This is a genomic window from Phenylobacterium sp. (assembly GCF_016793225.1).
In the GTDB taxonomy this organism is placed as follows: Bacteria; Pseudomonadota; Alphaproteobacteria; order Caulobacterales; family Caulobacteraceae; genus Phenylobacterium.
The window spans coordinates 1-21,209 of sequence record NZ_JAEUMN010000074.1; the positions used below are offsets into that span (position 1 = coordinate 1).

Consider the following 21,209-nt stretch of genomic DNA (forward strand, 5'->3'; position numbering starts at 1 on the left):
CTGCCCGCGATCAAGAATGCGTCGTACCCGGCGGACCGCCAGGCTTCCCGCTGGACGTGCGACGTTCTCCGATCAGAGACATTCGCCCACCACTGCGGTCGATCAGCGCTCTTGGGAAGCATGGCTCCGAGCACACGCTCGATCTCCGAGAAACTCATCTCGAACTCAGGAAGGGCTTGTCGGCGGAGGTGGCCGCTCAAGGGATCGTACTTGCCCATGCCCTCACCATGCGTCCCGCGTATCTCGCCGCCAAGGTGTTCCCGCGCATGAAGCCAACTGTCCGGCGTCCCCCAGCGACTTGTTGTTCAGATACACCATCTGCCTGGAGCGCACGGGCCGCGCCTGGCGATCTAGCGCGGCGACAGCGCATTGGAGGGCATCCTCTGGGAGGTGTGACGCGCTGGGAAGGCCCGGAGGTGACGCCAGAGAGACCTTGCCGCCGGACGGGGCTACCTGGTCGGCTTGCGCGCCTTGGCCGGCTTTGGCTTCGGAGCGGGCAGGGCGGCCGCCGTCGTGCGGACTAGGTCGCTCATCCAGTCCTGATCCTCCCAGCATTCGGCATCGATCAGCAGGTAGGGCTTGGCGCCGGGGTAGGGTGGGACCTCCTCGGCGTCCGCGGCCAAAGCTCTTCCGGCTGCGGTGGGTTTGATGAAGAGCTGCCCGTCACCGATGATCGCGACCATCTTGCCGTCACAGTAGACGCCGTACTCACCAAACATCGGCCTGGTGGCCACGGCCCCGGCCTTGGCCATCTGATCGACGATGTAGTCCACGGTCTTGCGGTCGGTCGCCATGGCCTATTGTGGCCGTTCGATCGCCGGCTGACGAGCGCGAACGAGATTTCGCCTTCACGGCGCGGTCCCGAGGTCAGCTCCTGGCGCAGAGCCGCTCACCGCGAGTCGTCGCTTCGCGTCGGGCCGCGGTCAGCGCGTGAGAAAGCGAACAACGAGATCGGCAAGTTCGCGGGGGCATTCGATGGCGGTCATGTGCCCGACCCCGCGGAGGTGAACGTGAGTGGCCTTCGGAACGTGGTTCACGATCAGGTCGGACGGCTCCAGCATCATCTCGTCCAGTTCGGCTGAGATCACCAGGCAGTCGGCCTTGATGCCTCTCAAGGCGGCCAGCCTCGGGTCGGGGTCGTCGTAGAAGTCCAGTGCGAAGCGGGACAGCTGGCCGGGCTCGCACTGGGCGAAGACGTGCTCGATGGCCCGCCAGAGCCGGTCGGGGTCAACGGCCCGGTCCAGTCCGTTCAGGAAGGGCTCGGGACTGCGGCGCAGGCGGGGGAAGATGTCTGGCCAATCGTGCCGGGCGTAGAACGCGGACATCCTCGTAAAGAACTCGGGTTCGGCCATGGCGGTGGCGGACGCCGCGCTGGTCAGCACCATCCGGCGGAGGCCGGGCGGGTTCCCCATGGCGTGGCGGAGGGCCACGACACTGCCGGTGGCGTGCGCCAGGATGTCGTAGCTCTTGAGGCCCAGGTGCGCGACCAGCGCGGAGATGTCCGCCGCCGTGGTTTCCGCATCGAAGCCCCGCGCGTCAGCCTGCACGCGGGTGCGCCCATGCCCGCGCATGTCCATGGGGATCAGGCGGAGGTCGCGCGCGGCCAAGTCCGCGAAGCCGCCGATCGTCCAGTAGTCCGAAGTCTCGGAGAAGCCGTGCGTAGCGATCACGGGCCGGCCGGCGCCAAGGTCCTGGTAGAAGATCCGTGCGTCGGGACGGTCGAAGTACGGCAAGCTCAGCGACCGGCGGCCAGGCTTTCATAGACCGCCGCCACCAGCCGCAGCCCGCGCGGGTCGCCGTGGAGGTTGGCGTCCATCTGGTTGAGGACGTAGCCGACGCTGATCCCTTCCACCGGGTCCGCGAAGCCCATGGAGCCGCCCCAGCCGGAGTGGCCAAAGGTCTCGTCATTGGGCCCGTACCATTTGAGCGGATTGTTGCCGTAGAAGCCCGCGCCCCAGCGAACCTCGACGCCCAGGTTGATGTCGACGCCTCGGAAGCGGCGCTGGGCGCCCCGCTCCACCGCGCCTGGCGCGTAGATGCGGCGCGCGCCGAATGCGCCGTCGTTGGCGAGCGGGGCGTAGATGCAGGCCAGCCCCATGGCGGTGGCGGCCCCGTTCAGCGCCGGCAGCTCGGCCGCCCGGAAGGCGCGCTGGTTGGGGATGGTGGCCTCGACGTAGGGGTTGGTCAGCGTGAGCTTCAGGATGTCGGACATCTCGGCCAGGGACTGGGTCGGCTCGCCCAGCGGCGCCAGCATCTCGGCCACGCGGCCGTCCTCGCTTTCGGGCACGCCGATGAAGACGTCGGCGCCCAGGGGAGCACAAAGCTCCTCGCGCAGGAACCGGCCGATGCTGCGCCCGTCGGTGCGGCGCACCAGTTCGCCGGCCAGGAAGCCCCAGGTGAGGGCGTGGTAACCCGCCACCGAGCCCGGCGGCCACAGAGGCTCGGCCCGCTCCAGCAGGCCGATCATCTTCTCCCAGTCGTAGAGGTCTTCCATGGTGAGCGGCGCGGTCAGGCCCGACAGCCCCGCCTGGTGCGACAGCAGCATTTCGACGGTGATGTCGCCCTTGCCGGCCTGGGCGAAGGCCGGCCAGTAGCGCGCCACCGGCGCCGCATAGTCGATGAGCCCACGCGACTCGAGCAGGGTGGTGCAGGCGGCGGCCACCCCCTTGGTGCTGGAGTAGACGTTGACGAGGGTGTCGCGGGCCCAGGGTCGGGTGCGCGCGCCGTCGGCGTGGCCGCCCCAGAGATCGACGAGCACCTCGTCTCCGCGCAGGACCGCGAAGCCGCCGCCCACCTCGGGCGTGTCGTGCTCCGGCGCGAAGTTGATGCGGAACGCCGCCTCGACGGCTTCGAAGCCCGGCGCCACCGACCCCTGGATCATCGGCCTGCTCCGTCCTGGTACTCGGGCTCCAGCTGAACCCCGAAGGTGTTCAGCGCCATGCACATCGAGGCGTAGTGGCCGACCGTGAACACGAGGTCCATCAGCTGCCGCGTGGCCAGCTTCGCCGCGAGCCCGTCCCAGGTCGCCTGGCCGATAAAGCGGTCGCGGAGCAGCTCGTCGACCGCGTCGATTAGGACCTGATCGGCCGGATCATCGAAGCGGCCGCGACGGACCGCCTCCACGTCCTCAGGCGACACCCCGGCCTGGGTCAGTGCGATCTCCTCGTGGTGCGCCCACTCGTAGGCCGCCTGGCAGACCCAGCCGGTGCGCAGGATCAGGATCTCGCGGACCCGGGGCTCCAGCGAGGACTTGAAGAGCAGATGGTTGCCCCACGGCGACATGCGCTTCATCTGGGCCGGATAGTTGGCCAGCGTCCTGAAGACATTGAAGACCGGCTGCGCGGGATCGCCGAACTCGTCGGGCCGCCGGCCCGGGTCGAGGATCTGGTGGACCGCGGGGTCCCAGTCCGGCGGATCGAGCGGAGCCAGCCGGGGCCGGCTCAGTCTTGGCGCGATGGAGGTCATGAGGGCCTCCCTAGAAGCCGCGCCGCAGCTCGACCCCGTAGGTGCGGGGCGGGCCGTAGAGCTCGATGGTTCCGTTGTTGATGCCCGAGACGGTGATTGTCTGGATCGTGAGCTCGTTGCTCAGGTTCCGGCCGAACACGGCGGCCTGCCAGCCGCCCTTTGGGCTGGTGTAGGCCAGGCGGGCGTTGAAGACGTCGGTGGCCGGCGAGCGGGCGTAGCTGGTGTTGAACGGCGTGAAGAAGACCGCGCTTCGGTGGGCGTAATCGCCGCGCAGGGTGATCAGGCCGCCGTCGTCGAGGCGCCAGTCGTACTGGGCGCCCAAGGTGGCGGTGAACTTCGGCGCGCGCGGCAGGCGGTTTCCGGAGAGATCCAGCTGGCCCAGAGACGGGCGGAACGAGTCGCCGGTGACGAACTTGTCGAAGGTCGCGTCCAGCACCGTCAGCGATCCGTCGAGGGTGAGGGCGGCGGTCGGCTTGCCGATGGCCTCCACCTCCAGCCCGTGGCCCTTGGCCGAGGCGGCGTTGGTGATGAAGGTCTGCCCCACCGCGAACTGGTTCACCTGTAAGTCGGTGTACTTGTAGGTGAAGGCCGAGACGTTGAGCTGGAGCCGCCCGTCGGCAAGGCGGTTCTTCGAGCCGACCTCGCCGCTCCAGACGTATTCCGGATCGTAGGGCGCGGTCTGCAGGCTGGCGGTGTTGAGGCCCCCCGCCTTGAAGCCGCGCGCCACCGAGGCATAGAGCAGCCGGTCGTCGTCGAGGCGGTACTCCAGGGCGAACTTGGGCGTCCAGGCGGACCAGCTGCCGTGCATGTCGGCCGAACTGGGGACGAACAGCACGCGGTCCGTGTGGCCGGTCTTCTTGTCGTGGCTGTACCGCAGACCGACCGTGGCCTTCAGTTTGTCGGTGAATGCATAAGAGGCCTGGCCGTACGCTGCGTAGGCGTTGGTCTTCTGCCGGGCTCGGAAGGTGATCGTCGTCTGCGCGATCGGGAACGGGAAGCGGTAGTCCAGGTGGCCCGTCTCGGTGAAGGCATAGACGCCCGCAAGCCACTGGAGCCGACCGTCGCCCGAGGAGGCGAACTGGAGCTCCTGGCTCCACTGCTCGGCGTCCTCGCGCAGGTCCTCGTTGATGAGGAAGAAGTCGGTGCCATCGAGGTCGCTCTGCAGGCGGAAGCGCGAGTCGCGCCAGCCGCTGATCGAGGTCACCGTGACGCCGGGGAGCTTCCAGGCGAGCCGCCCGGTCACGCCGCCGTTCTTCACGTCGTTCTCGGCCGGGCCGTCGAGGAAGAGGGTGCGCTTGCTCGCGGTCACGCGGCCGCCGAGCGCCGGGGCCGTGCCCGGGATCGAGCCGACGTCGAAGATCGGGCCAGCGTCGTCCTCCCGGGCGTAGTCGCCCGTGATCACGAGGCGGACGTCGGACGAGACGTCGATGCCGACCGCGGCGCGCCCGGACCAGACGTCCTGGTCGTCCACGCGGCGGCCCTGCTTGAGGTCGCGGATGTAGCCGTCGCGTTCGTCGTGGACGAGGCTGACCCGGGCCTGGATCCTGTCGCCCAAGGGGCCGTTGGCCAGGGCCTCCACCCGAACGCGGTCGTAGTTGCCGACCGTGACGCTGACGCGGCCGAGCGCGTCGGCGCTGGGCTCGTTGGAGATCAGGTTCACCGAGCCGCCGGTGGCGTTACGGCCGTAGAGCGTGCCCTGGGGACCGCGCAGCACCTCGACGCGGGCGAGGTCGGAGAAGGTCGCGTCGCCAACGAAGGGGCGGGCCAGGTAGACCCCGTCCTGGTGCAGCGCGACGCCCGGCTCGCCGCCGAGGTTGATCTGCTCGAGGCTGATCCCGCGGACCGAGAGCTGAACAAAGTTGGAGACCTTGTTGTACGACAGCCCCGGGCCCGCCTGGGCGAGGCCCTGGACGTCGGTCACGGTGCGCGCGGCCAGCGCCTTCTCGGAATAGGCGGTGATGGCGATGGGCGTGCGCTGGAGCGACTCCTCCCGCTTCTGCGCCGTGACGATGATCTCTTCGACCTGCGTCGACCCGGTGGGGCCGGAGGCGGTTTGGGCGGCCGCAGCGATCGGCGCCAGGCACGCGAGCGCCGAGGCGCCGGTGAGCAGATAGGCCTTCATGATATCCTCCCCCGATTTTTTGTGAGTGCGGCCGTTGACCGGCCGCGCCTTGGGCGCGCGCGGGCGCCGCGAGACGGTCAGCCGACCGTCTCGCTCCGCTTCCTCTCGTCGAGCAGCTTCTTGAGGTTGGCCGACGTCATGCTCTGGGCGAGATGCTCGTCGGGCTGGCCCATGAATTTCTGGAAGGGGGTGGTGTCGATCTCTTCCAGCTGGATCTCGCCGGCCAGAACCTTGCGCTTCCAGGCCTGGTGCTCGGGCTCTCGGTCGCGAAACTCGGGCATCACCTCGCGCGCGAAGAGCTCGAGGCTGGCGCAGATGTCCTCATGGGTGTTCTTGCCCGACTGGTTGAGCAGGATCACTTGGTCGACATTGGACTTCTCGTATTCGCGCAGCTTCTGGCGGATGGTGTCGGGCGATCCGATCAGGCCGGTGTGGAGCGCTTCCTGGGCCTTCGGCGTCTCGCGCCACTCCAGGTACTTCTCCCACATGTTGAGTTTGCCCGGCTCGGCGTAGCCGTGCTTGGAGTAGTACTGCAGCGCGAAGATGAAGAACGTCCAGCCGGCCGCCTTTTCGTAGGCCAGCTCGTCCGTCTCGGCGCACATGAAGCCGCAGACCATCGCGATGTTCGGGTTGATCTGGTAGTCGGCCAGCTTGTTCAGCCGCTTGGTGATGTTGTTGTAGTAGCAGTTCACCCATGCGGTAGCGGCTTCCGGGGAGACGAACTGGAAACCCAGGGCGCCCATGCCGCGCTGGCCGGCGAACTCGATCGTCCCCAGGTTGGAACACGCCGTCCAGAGCGGCGGGTGCGGTTTCTGGAACGGCTTCGGCAGCACGTTGCGCAGCGGGAAGTCGATGTACTGCCCGTGGAACTCGCAGCCCTGCTCCGTGAACATGGGGATCAGGGCCTGGATCGACTCCTCCCAGATTTCACGCTTGTCGCGGAAGCGGATGTGGAAGGGATGAATCTCGGTGGTGGTCGAACCCTCCCCCGTGCCCAGTTCGACGCGACCGTGGCTCAGAAGGTCGAGGGTGGCGACGCGCTCGGCGACGCGGGAGATGTGGTTGGTCGGCAGCTGGATGATGCCGTGGCCCAGGCGGATGTTCTTGGTCCGTTGGCTGGCGGCGCCCAGGAACACCTCGGGCGCGGAGGAGTGGGAGTACTCCTCGGTGAAGTGGTGCTCGACCTCCCACGCGTAGTCGTAGCCCAGTCGGTCGGCCATCTCGATCTGCACGAGAGCGTTCTGGAGCAGGTCGTATTCGCTACGGTCCGTCCACGGACGCGGAAGCTGGAACTCGTAAAACACGCCGAACTTCATCGCGCCCCTCCCTGGACGTTTCATTTTGTATTATTTACAAAAGGAAATTCCTTTGGGTCAAGGGATTGTTGGGCGGGCTGGGTCGGACTAGAGAAAGCGGTGCTCCGCGACGGGGGGCGCACAGGATGGGTCGACGTGGAAGATCGCCGAGAACGGATCGTGCAGGCGCTGCACCGGTGCATTCGCGAGACGGGCTACGCCAGTGCTTCCCTGACCGCCATCGCCGTCAAGGCTGGCATGTCGCCCAGCCACATCCGCTATTATTTCGAGAACAAGGACGCGATCCTCGAGTACTACCTTCACGGCCTCTGCCGCCGGATCATCGATGATCTGCAGCGCATCCCCACCGACGACCGCTGGATCTGGCTCGACCAGTTCTGCGACTACTACATCCGCAACCCCCGGATCAGCCGCGTCGGCCTTGGCGTGCTGGTGGAGGTGTTCGGGGTCTCGGTGCACCAGCCGGCGCTGCACGCCATCAAGGCGCAGTTCGACAACGACATCCGCGCCCTGCTGCAGGGATTCTTCGAGGATGTCGGCTGCGCGTCCGGCGTCACGCCCGAACTCGCCGCCGAGATCGCCCAGGCCGTGGAAGTGGGCGTGAAGTACAACGCGGTCTTCCAGAAAGGCTATGATCCCTTGCGCGCGGACGCGATCTTCGTGGCCGTCATCCGCAGCCTCGCCGGGGCCGAGGCGCCCGCCGCCCTTGCCCGAGCCCGCGAGCAAATCGCGCTGGCGGGCCAGCCGAAGACAAAGAGGGCCAGAGCGCAACGCTGAACCAGCGTTCGGAGGCGCGCTGACAGAGTCCGGTTTTCCGCGCGGGGTGAACGTCCGCAAATGGCGCATCGCTGACGTCAGCTCGGGGCTCGGCAGCGGACCTCAGGCAGGCGGGCCTAGGCGACGTCCTTGCGCATCTCGGGCGCCGGCTCGAAGAGCGTCTCCACGGTTCCGATCGTTGAGAACCCAACCGCTTCGTAAAACGGCAGCGCGCGCTTGTTGGCGATCACGTGAAGCCCCCTGAACCCGGACGCGACTGCGCGCCGCTCGGCCTCCGCGATCAGCATTCGGCCAATGCCCTGTCCCCAGAGGCCAGGCTCGACGAACAGATCTTCAAGCTCCGCATCGTGACCGGTGGAGGCCAAGACGGTCGCGAACCCCAGGATCGCGCCGCCTCGCTCGGCGAGAAAGACGGAGGCGAGATGTTCCTCGGGCACCTGCCTGCCCTCCGGCAACTGCGCGAGTTCCGCGTTGAGGTCGCCCCAGGCCAGCGACGAGCGCAACTTGAGTTCCCCCAGCTCAGCCCTCTCATCCTCGCTGGCCGGCCTTATGGTGATGTCGCTGGTCATGGCGAGACTATAGTTCTTCCTGCCCGCCGCGAGGCATAGGGACATGACTAGGGCATTGGAGCCGTGAGGGACGTGCTCGGAGCAGGCGAGCTGATCGCGCGTCTGCGAAGCGAGTACGATGCCGCAAGGGCGGAACTCTGCGCGAAGGCTTCGCTTGCCTGAGGGCGCCCCTGGGATCGGCGCGATGCCGAACGGTTCGTGCCTGGCGCAGGGGCGTCCCTGCCGTTCGACGCCGCGGGCCGGCGGATCCCGCCCTCAGCGGCTTTTGGCGGCCTGGACTTCGATCTCGACCATCATGCCCGGGCGGACCAGGGCGGCGACCTGGGAGGTGATGCGCGCGGGCTTCTTCTTCAGCGGCTGATAGATCGCGTTGTAGCTCTCCATCATGCCCGCGAAGTCCATGCCGCCGCCCTTTGCCGGGTCGCCGACGAGCAGGACGCGCATCATCACGACGTCTTCCCAGCCATAGCCCTGACCCTGGAGGATCGCGCCGATCTTGCCGAGGACGCTGGCGGTCTGGGTCCTGGTGTCGCCGAAAGGCGCGGTCGACGGCGCGCCGGCCACCGTGTCGGGCGTGATGCCGCTGACGTAGAGCGTCTCGGAGCCGGCCGGGACCTTCACCGCCTGCGAGATGAAGCCGTTCTGCGGATTGACGTGCACATTCTCGGCCTGCGCAGCGCCGGCCAGGGCGGCGAGGGCGAGGGCGGCGGAAGGCAGCAGGTGGCGCATCGGGAGTCTCCTCGAGGGTCAGGCCGCAGAAGCCCGGGCGCGGCCCTCGGCGACCGAGTTTGAAACCCGCTCGGCGATCAGGTTCAAGGTGCGCTGCGCCGACAGGACGGCGCCCTCTTGCCAGCCGGGCATCTGCGACAGGTGGGCGCCCGAGAAATAGACACGCCCATGCGGCAGGTTCAGGAGGCGATAGGCCGGGTCGTCGAGATGGCCTTCCTGTCCCCCGCGCCCGCCCCACGCCGGCCAGGGCCCCATGTTGAACGGGATCTTGCTCCAGTTGACCACGGCGGGGGCGGAGAGGTCGGCCTCGTGGCCGGGGTGCAGGCGCGCGACCACGCCCCTGGCGATGGCGATCTGCTCGTCGATCGGCCGCGCTGCGAAGCCCTTGGCGGCGCGTCCCGACCCGTAGCAGGCCAGCAGCATGCCGCGGGCGGTGTGCAGGCCGTTGGAGGGATACCAGACGAGATTGGTCTCGCCGCCGACGAACGAGATGCCGCCGTAGATCTGGTCCTTCTCCCAGAACCGCGGCGCGTCGAAGCCGATCTTGTTGGAGTAGTCGTGAGGCACGCCGGCGATGGCGGCCTTCACCGGCTTGTCGAAGTTGGACTCGACGCCCGCGAGGATGTTGAGCGGGAGCGTCACCACGGCGAAGTCGGCCTGAGCCGTTTCGGTCGTGCCCCGCACGCGATCGCGCCAGGTGACGGCGACGGCGCCGGGGGACTGGCGGATCTCCAGCACCTCGGCGTTCATGCGCACGGGACTGGTGATCGCCCGCTGGAAGCCGGCCACGATGCGGTCCATGCCGCCCACGGGCTGGAACATGGTGGCCTGCATGTAGAGCTGGTCTTCGAACAGGGTGGCGCGGAGCTGCTCGTTGGCCAGCAGCTCGCGGAACGGAAGCGGCTCGCGCGACCGCCCGAACTGGCCGGCCGCGCCCGGAACCTGTGCGAAGCCCGAGCGCTCGGTCCCGCGGAAGGCGCCGGTCTCGTCCAGGTCGCCGTAGGCGCGCAGGAACGGGAGAAGCTTCTCGCGATCCTCGGCCGAGAGGTCCTGGTCCAGGGCGCCGCGGCTCAGCGCCTTGGACAGCAGTTCGGAGATGTAGCCGCGGGTGTCGTTCACGCCCTGCCGCATTTGGATCGGCTTGCCGCCGTTTGATCCGGCCGACCAGATGTAGGCGCTGCGGCTGGAGTTGATCTCGACCTCCAGGGGCACGCCCAGGCGCGAGCAGTAGCCGAGCAGGCCTTCGTGATGGCTGGGGATACGGGCCGGCCCCGCGTTCATGTAGAGGCCGTCGGAGAAGGCCACGGTCTGGGTCGTTTCGCCGACCATCTCGATGCGTGAGCCGTTGCGCAGCGTCCAGTTTCGCCCGCCCAGCCTGTCGCGCGCCTCCAGCAGGGTCACCGTGAAGCCGGCGCGCTCCATCTCGTAGGCGGCGACGAGGCCCGCGATGCCGCCGCCCAGGATGACGACGCTTCGCCCCCGACCCAGCCCGGCCGGAAGCGACATGGGCCCGGCCCGGGCGGGGACGGCCATCAGGCCCAGGCTGACCATGGCCGAGTAGGTCGCCGCCGCGCCGCCGACCGCGCCGAGCCGATGGAGAAAGCTGCGACGGCTGAAGCCCATGATCCACTCCGCGTCCTGATCGCCCCTGCGACACGGCAAGTCGGATCGGCAGGGTCCGGCGGCGCAAGCGGCGGCCCTTCGGGCGAAGGCGGCCGACCGGATTCTGCGGCGCAAACCGGCGCCCTTGGCGACGGAATGGGCATTTCGGCGCAGACGTCAAAAATACATCAGCGCGTTACCCGAATAGTCAAACGTATCTCTGAAGGAAGAGAGCAGTCGCCTGATGATGTTCGGGCTGAAGGATGCTCTAGGGTCCGTGCTGAATACCCGGACCGCGCTGGCAAGCCGTCCGCCGGCGGCGCGAGGATGCTGATCATGCCGCCGCCGCGGACGGGCCCCCGTTCGTCTCGGGGGCCCTCCGCTGGCGTCCGGTCAGAACCGCTGGCCGAAGCGGGCACCGAAGAACTGCGGCTTGATGGGGAAGGCCCGCGAGGAGCCCGAGCAGAAGGTGATCGAGCAGAACGTGTTGCGGGTCAGCTGGCCCCGGCGGTCGAAGGCGTTCTGGATGAAGACGTTGAAGTTCCAGTTGTCCTTCTTCACGCCCCCCGACATGTCGAAGGTGACGAAGCCGCCGGTGTTGCCCAGGAGGTTGTTGTTGAAGACGTTCAGGTCCTGGGTCGCGCCGGTCTGGTAGAGAGCCGCCCCCTGGAGGAAGACCGTGTAGTCGCCGTAGTCGGTGTCGTAGCGGACCGAGGTGGTGCCCTTGAACTTGGGCTGGCGCGGAAGCCGCGTGCCGTCGGCGGCCGCGACCTGCGGGGTCGGCGGGCTGGAGCCCGGCACGGTCTGGCCCAGCGCGCAGGAGGACAGCTGGGTGATCGCCCGGCTCGTCGCATCGAAGGCGAAGTTGCAGAAATTGCCGTCGAGCGCAGCGTCGTTGTAGGCGCCCGACGACGAGATGGTGACCTTCCCCAGCTTCAGGTCGGCGTCGTACTCCACGCCGTAGACCCGCGCCTTGCCGGCGTTGCCGGTGATGCCGGCGCCCTGGGCCCCGGAGACGACCACCGAATACTGGATGTTGTCCCACTGCTCGTAATAGATCGCGGCGTTGAAGCGGAAGATGTCGTTCCACAGCGTCTTGATGCCCAGCTCGTAGTTGGTGAGCTTCTCGGACTTGAACGGATCGACCGAGGCGACGCCGATGTTGCGGATGCGTAGCGGCCGGTTGAAGCCGCCGGGCCGGAAACCGGTCGAGTAGTTGACGTAGACCATCCTGGTCGGCGTGAACTGCCAGTCCAGCGCCACCTTGTGCGTCTCGCCGCTCTCGTCGTAGCGCCCGACCTGGTCCGCCGCGGCGAAGTTCGTGTTGAGGCACTGCAGCCGCTTCTTGGGCAGCGGCAGCACGCACCCGCGCGTGTTGGTCGGGACGTTCAGCGAGGTGGTGGTGTTCAGGGCCGAGGCCATCACGCCGGCGAAGCCCTTGATGGTGTAGTCCGTCTTGAAATAGCGGATGCCGGCGGTGAGCTTCAGGTTCGGCGTGATGTTGTAGTGCCCTTCGGCGAACAGCGCCTTGTCGTGATAGATCTGGTCCGTCTCGATGATGTAGAAGCCGTCCTCCTTCACCGCCGGGGTGCCCAGGATCATTGTGCCCCCGTTGGCCACCGGAATGCCGAGGCCGGCCGGGTTGCTGTCGCCGCCGCCCGCGCGGGTGTAGCCCACGATCTGATCCAGGCCGCGGATGGCGTAGTAGGTGTTATTTTGCTGCTTCTGCCAGTGGTAGAAGGCGCCGACCGTGACGTCGAACGGCCAGTCCTTCGGCGTCGAGACGCGCACCTCCTGGGTGAACTTGTCCCGGTAGGTCAGGCCGTGGAAGTACTGGGTCGGGTTCAGGAACTTCGTGCAGCGCAGGGTCGCGCCCGTGCCCGTGCAGCCGCTCCGGTCGAAGAACTGCAGGTAGTTCTCGTACCCCGGCCCGAAGCCGTCATAGGTCACGGTGTAGTAGGTGTAGTCGTTGAGCAGCTTGGTCCGGCGCTGGTGGTAGCCGGTCGCCGAGACCACTTCCCAGTCGCCGATGTGGCCGTGCACCGCCAGCTGCGCCTGGTACCAGCGGTCGTCGTTCTTGGTCTGGTCGTAGTCGTGGACCTCGAGGTCGCCCAGGCGCGGGTCGTAGCCGAAATAGCCCTTGGCGGTCTGGTACTGCGCGGTCACCTGGGGGGTGACCTCCCAGCCGGGCGCGACCTCCCACAGCGCCACCAGCCGCGCGCCGAACTCGCGGATGGTGTTGTAGTTGTCGTCGGCGATCGCCGAGTTGTCGAGCGTGAAGGACGTCGCCGGATTGTTGTCCCCGAGCGTGAGGACGGACGACCGCCCGTCGTTCAGCTTCCCGTTGTTCGGGGTGTTGTCGACGTAGCCCCCGTCGCGGCGGACGTAGGCCATGCCGCGGACCGCCAGGGTGTCGTTCACGGGCAGGTTCACGAACGACTCGAGCTGGCCGCCCACCGAGCCCGGCCCGTACTTGTTGGCCTCCACGTCGTAGCCCGTCTCGAACACGCCGATCTTCGGCTTGTTGGTGATGAAGCGGATGGTGCCGGACAGCGAGCCGGCGCCGTAGAGCGTGCCCTGCGGGCCTGACAGCGCCTCGACGCGCTCCAGGTCGTACACGTGGATGTCGGGGACGCCGACGCCGGTGATCGGGATGTCGTCCAGGTAGTAGCCCACGGACGCGTAGGTGCCGCCGGCCGGGACGATGCCCCGGAAGTAGGTGGTCTGGCGGCCCGGCCCGAGGCCGGCGAACGAGACCGAGGGCAGCAGGGTGACGACGTCGGACAGGCTCTTCACCTGCCGCTCGGCCATCTTTTCGGTGCTGAGCGCCTGCACCGAGATCGGCACCTTCTGGATGCTCTCCGCCCGACGGGTCGCCGTGACGATCACCTCGCCCAGCAGCGCGCCTTCCGAGCTCTCGTCGGCGGCGTCGGCCGCCTCGGCCGCCGTCTCTGCGGAGGCGCGCTCGGCAAGGCCGAGCGGAGTCAGGAAGGTGGTGGCCGCAAGCAAGCAGAGAAGGCGCGTCGCTTTTGACGCCGGTTGCAATTTCATGACTTCGATATCCCCCAAATCCTGATGCCAAGTTTCTCCCTTGTGTTGTGTTTTCTTGTTTTCTTGCGGCTTGCTCAAAATGACGCATTCCCCAATCGCGTCAGGCGAAGCCCAAGGTGGAGCAAGTCACAGATTTTCGTCGCCGAAGACAAAATCTCCGGAATATCAACCGCCGAGGCGGGATGTTCAGGACACAACCTGAATCCGCCAGAATTCGCGGACGCAGCACTCCGCGAACATTTCTGAATTCAGATTGGCTGAGCGGGTTTCCGCGCTGTCAAGCGGGCTGCACTGGGAATCCCAGGTCCCCGCCGCCCCGACACCGTCCCAGCCCAAGCAGATGTCGGAATTTTGTGCGCGGGCGCCCAAGAGCTTTGCCATCGGGCCCGCTCCGACCGGGCCGACGAGGCGGCGGTTGATCGGGACTCGTCCGCACGGCCGGATGCGCCGGGCGGCCGCGAGGCGCGTCGCCGCCCAGCGCGGGGAGGACCACGCCGCCATGACCGCCATGACCGGCCCCGCCGCCAGGGCGCCTTCGATCCAGGCCGAGATCGCCGCGCTGCTCGAGACCCAGCCGGCCGCGGCGCTGGCGCGGGCGGAAGCGCTGCTGCGGCAGTCCCCGGGGCTGCCGCCGGCGGAACTGCTCGCCTGCCAGGCCCTGCGCCGCCTGGGCCAGCCGGAAGCCGCGCTGCAGCGCTTGAACATGCTCGCGCGCGCGCACGCGAGAGCGCCCGCCGTGCTCTGGGAACTGGCGGGGGCGGCGAGCGACGCGGGCCAGGGCCGGCAGGCCATCGCCGCGCTGGAGAGCCTCACGCGCCTGCAGCCGATGGCGGCCCACGCCTGGTTCCGGCTGGCGAAGGAACTGCGGGCGGCGGGGCGCGCCATGGACGCGTGGCGCGCCGACCTCTCCGGGGTCCACGCCGCGTCGCACGACCCCGACCTGCTGCAGGCCGCCCTCGCCATGAAGGACGGGCGCCTCGACGAGGCCGAGAGGATCCTGACCCAGCGGCTCGGCCGCGCGCCGGACGATGCCCCCGCCATCCGTCTCCTCGGAGAGGTCAGCTGGCGGCGGGGCGACATGACCGAGGCCCTGGCGCGGGTCGAGCGCGCGGTCGAGATCGCGCCCGGCTTCGACCTGGCCCGCGACTTCCTGGTCCGCCTGCTGATGCAGACCAATCGCCTGCCCGAGGCGCTGGAGCAGGCCCAGGCGCTGGCCGGGTCGCCGATCCGCAGCCCGGCCCACGATCTGCTCATGGCCTCGGTGCTGGTGCGGCTGGGGCGCCAGGCCGAGGCCGGGGACATCTACGAGCGCCTGCTGGCGCAGCAGCCGGACCAGCCGCAGGTGTGGCAGAACCTCGGCCACGTGCTGAAGACCCTGGGCCGGCAGGCGGATGCGATCCGCGCCTATCGCGAGGCGGTGGCCCGGCAGCCGACGATGGGCGAAGCCTGGTGGAGCCTGGCGAACCTCAAGACGGTGAAGCTGGACGCGGCGGACGCCGCGGCGATGGAGGCGGCGCTGGCGTCGCTGGCCCCGGTGGCGGCCGAGCGCAAGGAGGACGTCTTCCACCTGCACTTCTCGCTGGCCAAGGCGCGGGAGGACGCCCGGGACTACGCCGCCGCGTTCCGCCACTACGACCTGGGCAACCGGCTGCGGCGCACGATGGTGCTGCACGACCCGGACGGCCTGGCCGCCGAGGTGCGCGACGCGGCGCAGGCGATCACCCGGCCGTTCCTCGCCCGGATGGGGCCCGGCGGATGCCCGGCGCCCGACCCGATCTTCATCGTCGGCCTGCCGCGCTCGGGCTCGACTCTGGTGGAGCAGATTCTCGCCAGCCACAGCCAGGTGGAAGGCACGATGGAGCTGCCCGAGATGATGATGATCGCCGGGCGCCTGCAGTCGCGGGTGGACCAGGGCGAGTTCCCGGACTTCCGCGCGATGGTCGCCTCGCTGTCGCCCGCCGACCGGGCGCGGCTGGGCGAGGAATACATCGAGCGCACGCGGGTGCACCGGCAGAGCGGCCGGCCGCGGTTCGTCGACAAGATGCCGAACAACTGGCAGCACGTCGCGCTCATCAAGCTGATCCTCCCCAACGCGAGCATCGTCGACGCCCGGCGCCATCCGCTGGGCTGCTGCGTCTCGGGCTGGAAGCAGCACTTCGCGCGTGGGCAGGCGTTCTCGTACGACCTCGCGGAGATCGGCCGGTACTATCGCGACTACGTGGCGCTGATGGCCGCCTACGACGAGGCCGCGCCTGGGGCCGTTCACCGGGTGATCTACGAGCACATGGTGGCCGACACCGAGGCGCAGGTGCGGCGGCTGCTTGACGCGCTGGGGCTGCCGTTCGAACCCGGGTGCCTGGAGTTCCACAACAACGACCGCGCGGTCCGCACCGCGAGCTCCGAGCAGGTGCGCCGGCCGATCTTCACCGACGGGGTCGAGCACTGGAAGAACTTCGAGCCCTGGCTCGAACCGCTCGTCGAGGCGCTGGGTCCGGTCGTGCCGGCCTACCCCGATCCGCCGGCCGACTGGGCGGCGTGGCTGGCGCCTGGCGCGGCTGCGGATCCGGGCTGACCGCGGCGCCGGCAGGCCCCCATTCCGAGTCCGGATTCGGCGCGCCGCCGGCCGGTCCGGCGTGGAAGAATTAGGCGCCGCGTCGCGGTCTGCTGCCGCTTCTTAGGCAGTTTGCGCTGCAGTCAAGCTTGCCGGGCCGGGTCCCGCTGAAAGCCGCTTGACCGAGACCCGCCCTGGCCGCCCCGCTTGTCGTGCGGGAGGTCGAGGGGACCCTCCCGGACTGGCTAAGGGGGTCATTTCGAGATGAGCGTCCCGCAGAGCGGTGTCGGCGCGCCGGAGGGCGGCCAGGACGATCCGGGACGTTCGCCGGCGCGGACGGCAAGTCCGCTCCGCCGGCGCGCGTGGCCGCTGGCGCTGGCGCTGGCGGGCGTCTTCTCGGCCACGGTGGTCGGGGCGCAGGTCACGGGCGGCAAGCCGCTCGGCCCGGACCCCGTCGACTGGACCGAGACCGATCCGGGCATTCCGGTCACCGACCCGCTGACCACCAGCAAGTGCGGCACGTGCCATGCGCCCGACGCCAAGGGCAACCTGTCGCGGATCTCCTGGGTGCGCGCCACGCCCGAGCTCTGGGCGCAGACCATCAAGCGCATGGTCAAGCTGCACGGCGCGCCGGTCCAGCCGGAAGAGGCGCGCCGGATCGTCCAGTACCTCGGCGCTTACCACGGGCTCGCGCCCGAGGAGGCCAAGCCGGTCATGTACCTGGTCGAGCGGCGGATCCAGGACGAGACGAACATCCCCAACGAGACGATGCGGCACGCCTGCGCCGCCTGCCACGCCTTCGCGCAGCCGCTGTCGTCGCGGCGCAGCAAGCGCGAGTGGGCGCTGCTGCAGAACATGCACGTGGCGCTCTATTCCCAGGCCGATGCGCAGTACAGCCGCCCCCCGCAGGGCGCCCCGCCCGGGCCGCCCGGCCCCGACGGCAAGCCGCTGCTCCCGGGCCAGGTCGCGCTGAACTGGCTGGCCGAGAAGGCGCCGCTGCACACGCCGGAGTGGGCTGCCTGGAAGCCGCGCATCCGGCCGGCGCGCCTGGAAGGCCGGTGGCTCGTCTCGGCCACGCTGCCCGGCAAGGGCCGCTACCTCGGCGAGATGACCATCAGCCCCGGCCCGGACCCGGACCGCTTCGTCACCACCGCCAGCCTGCGCTCGCTGGAGACCGGCGCGCAGATCACCCGCAAGGGCCAGGGGGTCATGTACGGCGGCTACAGCTGGCGCGGCAGCGCCGACGGCGGCTCGGCCAGCCAGCCCGACGATCCCAAGGGCGCCGACCGCGAGGTGATGTGGTTCTCGCCGGACATGAAGCTGGCGCAGGGCCGCTGGTTCTGGGGCGCCTATCACGAGTTCGGCTTCAACGTGACCCTGACCCGGGCATCGGCCGACCCGACCGTGGCCGCCGTCTCGCCCGCGGCCCTGAAGGCCGGCGCCAAGGGCGTGACCGTGCGCATCTATGGCGACGCGCTGCCCAAGACCGTGACGCCGCGGGATGTCGACCTGGGGGCCGGCGTCACCGTGACGAAGGTCGTCTCGGCGAGCCCGGGCGAACTGGTCGTGACCGCGGACGTGGCCGACAAGGCGCTGCCGGGTCAGCGGGACGTCGCCGTCAAGGGCTCGGTCCTGGTCAAGGCGCTGCCGGTCTACGACAAGGTCGACTACCTGAAGGTCACGCCCGAGACCGGGCTCGCCCGCCTGGGCGGCCTCAAGTACGACAAGGGCTACGAGCAGTTCGAGGTCACCGGCTACGCCAACGGCCCGGACGGCAAGCCGAGGACCGACGACGACGTCGCGATCGGGCCGGTTCCGGTGACCTGGAGCCTCGAGGAGTTCCACACCGTCACCTATGACGACGACACGAGCTACGTCGGCGCGCTGAGCTCGTCGGCCCTGTTCACGCCGTCCACCGAGGGCCCCAACCCCAAGCGCCGGTTCAGCCGGAACAACTACGGTGAGGTCTGGGTCGTCGCGACCGCCAGGGACGCGAAGGACAGGTTCGGCAAGCCGCTCGTCGGCAAGGCCTACCTCGTGGTCACCGTGCCCACCTACCGGCGCTGGGACCAGGCGGAGATCACCCGATGACCACCATGACCTCCATGGCGGCGACCCGCTATCGCCGCGGCGAGCTGCACGAGTTCCAGGCGGCCGGCCAGGCGTTCGTCTACCTGGTCTCCGCGGGCGCGATCTTCGCGCTCGACGACGGGGCCTGCGCGGTGCTGCGCCAGCTCGGCGAGCGGGAGATGTCCCACGGCGAGCTCGTCGCGGCGCTGGTCGAGCACGGCCACGCGCGCAGCGACGCCGAGGAGCTGATCGCCGAGCTGCGGTACGTGCGCGGCATCGTCTCCGACGCGGTGACGCCGGTTTCGGCCCAGCCCACCAGCCCGCCGGCCGACTTCCCGCTGCAGGCGCTGGTGCTCAACATCACCAACCAGTGCAACCTGGCCTGCACCTACTGCTACGAGTTCGGCGCCGACAAGATCGCCACGCCCGAGGGCAAGCCCAAGTACATGACGCTGGAGACGGCGACCGCGTCGGTCGACTTCCTCCTGGCGCAGTCGGCGGGCCGCCAGGCCGTGCACATCACGTTCTTCGGCGGCGAGACGCTGATGAACTTCAAGCTGCTGCGGAGCGTGGTGGAGTACGCCCGTGAGCAGGCCGCCGCCCAGGGCCGCGGCATCGGCTTCAGCCTCACCACCAACGCCACCCTGCTGACCGACGAGATCATCGCGTTCCTGGCCGACAACGAGATCGGCGTGACGGTCAGCATGGACGGGCCGCCCGACCTGCAGGACCTGCGCCGCGTCGACAAGCGCGGCCGCGGCACCTACCGCATCATCGAGCCGAAGCTGCGCAAGCTGATCGCCCGGCACAAGAGCCGCGCCATCACCGCCCGCGTCACCCTGACCGACGGCGTCACCGACGTGGTGCGGATCTACCGCCACCTGAAGGACGACCTGGGTTTCGACGAGGTCGGCTTCGCGCCCGTCACCAGCAACGGCGACCAGGCCTATGCGATCGCCGACCCCGACATGGACAGCGTGCTGGACCAGTTCAACCAGCTCGCCGACGAGTGGCTGGCCTACGCGCTGCGCGGCCGGCGCCATGGCTTCTCGAACGTCAGCGAGACGATCGGCGAGCTGATCCAGGGCGTGAACAAGTCGCATCCGTGCGGCGCGGGCCTGGGCCTCCTGGGCGTGAGCCCGTCGGGCGACCTGTCGCCCTGCCACCGGTTCACCGACGCTGACACCCACACCCTGGGCCACGTCTCCAGCGGCGTCGACGCCGCCAAGCGCGAGGACTTCCTGGCCCGCGGCCACGTCAGCGCCAAGTACGAGTGCGCGACCTGCTGGGCGCGGCCGCTGTGCGCCGGCGGCTGCCACCACGAGGCCTTCGTCCGCTACGGCGACACGGGCCACGCCAACCTCCACTACTGCGACTGGATCCGGCAGTGGACCGACACCTGCCTGCGCATCTACGGCGCGGTCGCCGCGCAGAACCCCCAGTTCCTCGAACACTTCGCTGAACGGAAGGCCCTGTCATGAAGCATCTTCGGCCGATCAATCGGAAGGCGGAGCGGATCGACCAGGCGGCCTCGATGATCGAGGAGGACGTCGTGGCCCTGCAGCAGCAGCAGCCGCCGCCGCCCCCCAAGCCGCACGTGCCGATGGGCTGCGCGCTGTCGTTCTCGCCCGGGTGGGAAGTCGACGCCGGCGGCGGCACGGCGGGCCTCTGCCAGCCCGTCGAGCGGGACATCTACGACTGCTACGTCACCTGCTTCTGGCCGGTCCAGGTGCCGGACCACGTGAACTACTCGCCCGACTGGGCCAGCAACTGCGCCATCGCGACCAAGGACTGGCGCAAGCTGGACCTGGTCTTCCCGTGACGCCCCGTTTCACTCTCCGAGGAAGAGCCCGTCGCATGAGGACGTACTGGCCCAAACTTGCCCTAGGCGCGGCCGCCCTTTGGTCGGCCGCCGCGCTCGGCGCCGCGCAGGCGGGGACCATGTTCCTGGGCGGCTACCCCAACCACCTCATGGTCATCGACGAGGCCAAGGGGTCGGTCACCCAGGAGATCGACCTCAAGACCGGCCTGCCGACGAGCATGCGGCTCTCGGACGACGGCAAGCTGCTCTACGCGACGACGCTGACCACCAGCGGCATCGAGGTGATGGATCTCGCCACGCGCAAGATCATCAACAAGCTAAGCCTGAACACGCCCACCACGACCTATCGCTTCAGCGGCGGCGTGCCGGACCGGAGCGGGCGCCACTTCTACATCCTGGGCACGAAGATCGAGAAAGGCGTCGACTCGTACCGGATCAGCAAGCAGCAGTTCATGGTGGTCGACCTTCAGGAGAAGAAGGTCGTCCGCAGCGCCGAGCTGGACGCCGACGACCAGAAGTTCACCTACCGCGGCCAGCTCATGCTCTCGCCCGACGGCAAGACGCTCTACGCGTTCCGCGACAAGGTGATCGTGGTCAACACGGCCGACCTCAAGACCGTCGACCACTTCGACCTCTCCAAGCCCGATTTCCCCGGCATGCAGGACGTCAGCCTGGGCGGCGGGGTCGGGCGGCTGCAGACCCCGGGTCAGTTCGTCTCGCTGTTCGAGACGCAGGACCCGTACATCCAGAACAAGGTCTTCGGGATCGCGCGGCTGGACCTGGACACGCGCCAGTTCAGCTTCACGCCGATCGGGCCGTCGCCCAAGGCCCTGGCCGGGCTGGAGGTCACCCCCGACGGCAAGAGCGGCTACACCGTCGCCGTGAACGGCGACCTGGGCAACCAGCGCTGCGAGTTCTGGCGCTTCGACCTGGAAAAGAACAAGGCGCTCGACAAGGCCGAGTTCGAGTGTCGGCGGCGGTTCTATTTCGGCATGTCGGGGAACGGCGAGCGCCTCTACATCTACGGCGCCGGCTTCGACGTCGCGGTCTACGACGCCAAGAGCCTCCGGCCCGTCGCCGACTGGCAGCTCACCCACGACACGACCATCTCGGGCATGGTCATCACGCCATGACG

General features: G+C 68.8%; 17 protein-coding genes. 6 read left to right on the plus strand and 11 right to left on the minus strand.

Features of this window, described 5'->3' with window-relative positions; all coding sequences use genetic code 11:
• The 7 genes from JNK30_RS08225 to JNK30_RS08255 all read right to left on the minus strand — a co-directional run.
• Positions 1–218 (minus strand): hypothetical protein (locus JNK30_RS08225; RefSeq protein ID WP_293481581.1); only part of this gene is annotated, 218 nt, incomplete at its 3' end.
• Between the two features lie 231 nt (positions 219–449).
• Positions 450–794, minus strand: coding sequence for a TfoX/Sxy family protein (locus JNK30_RS08230; protein ID WP_293481582.1), 345 nt, complete (start codon positions 792–794; stop codon positions 450–452).
• A gap of 129 nt (positions 795–923) precedes the next feature.
• A complete protein-coding gene (locus JNK30_RS08235) occupies positions 924–1,733 on the minus strand; it encodes an alpha/beta hydrolase (RefSeq protein WP_293481583.1) in 810 nt (269 codons plus the stop codon).
• 2 nt (positions 1,734–1,735) lie between these two features.
• On the minus strand, positions 1,736–2,881 hold the full coding sequence (locus JNK30_RS08240) for a serine hydrolase domain-containing protein (protein ID WP_293481584.1): 1,146 nt from the start codon (positions 2,879–2,881) through the stop codon (positions 1,736–1,738).
• Positions 2,878–3,465 (minus strand): carboxymuconolactone decarboxylase family protein, encoded by a 588-nt coding sequence (locus JNK30_RS08245; protein WP_293481585.1) that lies wholly within the window; start codon positions 3,463–3,465, stop codon positions 2,878–2,880. Before JNK30_RS08245 ends, JNK30_RS08240 begins: the two co-directional genes overlap by 4 nt.
• Before the next feature lie 10 nt (positions 3,466–3,475).
• A complete protein-coding gene (locus JNK30_RS08250) occupies positions 3,476–5,587 on the minus strand; it encodes a TonB-dependent receptor (protein ID WP_293481586.1) in 2,112 nt (703 codons plus the stop codon).
• A gap of 77 nt (positions 5,588–5,664) precedes the next feature.
• Entirely contained in the window at positions 5,665–6,903 is a 1,239-nt protein-coding gene (locus JNK30_RS08255) for an LLM class flavin-dependent oxidoreductase (RefSeq protein ID WP_293481587.1), read from the minus strand.
• Between the two features lie 135 nt (positions 6,904–7,038).
• Here JNK30_RS08255 and JNK30_RS08260 point away from each other — a divergent pair, with 135 nt between their 5' ends.
• Positions 7,039–7,680 (plus strand): TetR/AcrR family transcriptional regulator, encoded by a 642-nt coding sequence (locus JNK30_RS08260; protein ID WP_293481588.1) that lies wholly within the window; start codon positions 7,039–7,041, stop codon positions 7,678–7,680.
• Positions 7,681–7,796: 116 nt separating this feature from the next.
• On the opposite strand, the gene JNK30_RS08265 is transcribed toward JNK30_RS08260, so the two are convergent.
• From JNK30_RS08265 to JNK30_RS08280, 4 genes are all read right to left on the minus strand, one after another.
• Complete coding sequence (locus tag JNK30_RS08265) at positions 7,797–8,249, minus strand: GNAT family N-acetyltransferase (RefSeq protein WP_293481589.1); 453 nt, start codon at positions 8,247–8,249, stop codon at positions 7,797–7,799.
• Positions 8,250–8,504: 255 nt separating this feature from the next.
• On the minus strand, positions 8,505–8,978 hold the full coding sequence (locus tag JNK30_RS08270) for a Rid family hydrolase (protein ID WP_293481590.1): 474 nt from the start codon (positions 8,976–8,978) through the stop codon (positions 8,505–8,507).
• A gap of 18 nt (positions 8,979–8,996) precedes the next feature.
• Positions 8,997–10,601 (minus strand): FAD-dependent oxidoreductase, encoded by a 1,605-nt coding sequence (locus JNK30_RS08275; protein ID WP_293481591.1) that lies wholly within the window; start codon positions 10,599–10,601, stop codon positions 8,997–8,999.
• A gap of 372 nt (positions 10,602–10,973) precedes the next feature.
• Positions 10,974–13,631 carry a TonB-dependent receptor gene (locus JNK30_RS08280; RefSeq protein ID WP_293481592.1) on the minus strand — a complete coding sequence of 886 codons (2,658 nt, stop codon included), beginning with the start codon at positions 13,629–13,631 and terminating at the stop codon, positions 10,974–10,976.
• Between the two features lie 499 nt (positions 13,632–14,130).
• Between JNK30_RS08280 and JNK30_RS08285 the strand changes: the two genes are divergently transcribed.
• The 5 genes from JNK30_RS08285 to JNK30_RS08305 all read left to right on the plus strand — a co-directional run bounded on the left by JNK30_RS08285 (position 14,131) and on the right by JNK30_RS08305 (position 21,207).
• Positions 14,131–16,203: a tetratricopeptide repeat-containing sulfotransferase family protein gene (locus JNK30_RS08285; RefSeq protein WP_293481593.1), complete on the plus strand. Its 2,073-nt coding sequence runs from the start codon at positions 14,131–14,133 to the stop codon at positions 16,201–16,203.
• Positions 16,204–16,446: 243 nt separating this feature from the next.
• Complete coding sequence (gene peaA / locus JNK30_RS08290) at positions 16,447–18,273, plus strand: quinohemoprotein amine dehydrogenase subunit alpha (protein WP_293481594.1); 1,827 nt, start codon at positions 16,447–16,449, stop codon at positions 18,271–18,273.
• Complete coding sequence (gene peaB, locus JNK30_RS08295) at positions 18,270–19,733, plus strand: quinohemoprotein amine dehydrogenase maturation protein (protein ID WP_293481595.1); 1,464 nt, start codon at positions 18,270–18,272, stop codon at positions 19,731–19,733. Before peaA ends, peaB begins: the two co-directional genes overlap by 4 nt.
• Positions 19,730–20,074: a quinohemoprotein amine dehydrogenase subunit gamma gene (qhpC, locus tag JNK30_RS08300; protein WP_293481596.1), complete on the plus strand. Its 345-nt coding sequence runs from the start codon at positions 19,730–19,732 to the stop codon at positions 20,072–20,074. The genes peaB and qhpC overlap by 4 nt, the downstream gene beginning before the upstream one ends.
• A gap of 35 nt (positions 20,075–20,109) precedes the next feature.
• The gene (locus JNK30_RS08305; RefSeq protein ID WP_293481597.1) at positions 20,110–21,207 is read left to right on the plus strand and encodes a hypothetical protein; all 1,098 of its coding nucleotides are present in this window, start codon (positions 20,110–20,112) and stop codon (positions 21,205–21,207) included.
• Positions 21,208–21,209: the final 2 nt, after the last annotated feature.

Bases quoted from the DNA above. Each gene is read 5' to 3' on its own strand.
- JNK30_RS08230 (WP_293481582.1), bottom strand. From the start codon at position 794: ATGGCGACCGACCGCAAGACCGTGGACTACATCGTCGATCAGATGGCC.
- JNK30_RS08240 (WP_293481584.1), bottom strand. From the start codon at position 2,881: ATGATCCAGGGGTCGGTGGCGCCGGGCTTCGAAGCCGTCGAGGCGGCG.
- JNK30_RS08245 (WP_293481585.1), bottom strand. From the start codon at position 3,465: ATGACCTCCATCGCGCCAAGACTGAGCCGGCCCCGGCTGGCTCCGCTC.
- JNK30_RS08250 (WP_293481586.1), bottom strand. From the start codon at position 5,587: ATGAAGGCCTATCTGCTCACCGGCGCCTCGGCGCTCGCGTGCCTGGCG.
- JNK30_RS08255 (WP_293481587.1), bottom strand. From the start codon at position 6,903: ATGAAGTTCGGCGTGTTTTACGAGTTCCAGCTTCCGCGTCCGTGGACG.
- JNK30_RS08265 (WP_293481589.1), bottom strand. From the start codon at position 8,249: ATGACCAGCGACATCACCATAAGGCCGGCCAGCGAGGATGAGAGGGCT.
- JNK30_RS08270 (WP_293481590.1), bottom strand. From the start codon at position 8,978: ATGCGCCACCTGCTGCCTTCCGCCGCCCTCGCCCTCGCCGCCCTGGCC.
- JNK30_RS08275 (WP_293481591.1), bottom strand. From the start codon at position 10,601: ATGGGCTTCAGCCGTCGCAGCTTTCTCCATCGGCTCGGCGCGGTCGGC.
- JNK30_RS08280 (WP_293481592.1), bottom strand. From the start codon at position 13,631: ATGAAATTGCAACCGGCGTCAAAAGCGACGCGCCTTCTCTGCTTGCTT.
- JNK30_RS08285 (WP_293481593.1), top strand. From the start codon at position 14,131: ATGACCGCCATGACCGGCCCCGCCGCCAGGGCGCCTTCGATCCAGGCC.
- peaA (WP_293481594.1), top strand. From the start codon at position 16,447: ATGAGCGTCCCGCAGAGCGGTGTCGGCGCGCCGGAGGGCGGCCAGGAC.
- peaB (WP_293481595.1), top strand. From the start codon at position 18,270: ATGACCACCATGACCTCCATGGCGGCGACCCGCTATCGCCGCGGCGAG.
- qhpC (WP_293481596.1), top strand. From the start codon at position 19,730: ATGAAGCATCTTCGGCCGATCAATCGGAAGGCGGAGCGGATCGACCAG.
- JNK30_RS08305 (WP_293481597.1), top strand. From the start codon at position 20,110: ATGAGGACGTACTGGCCCAAACTTGCCCTAGGCGCGGCCGCCCTTTGG.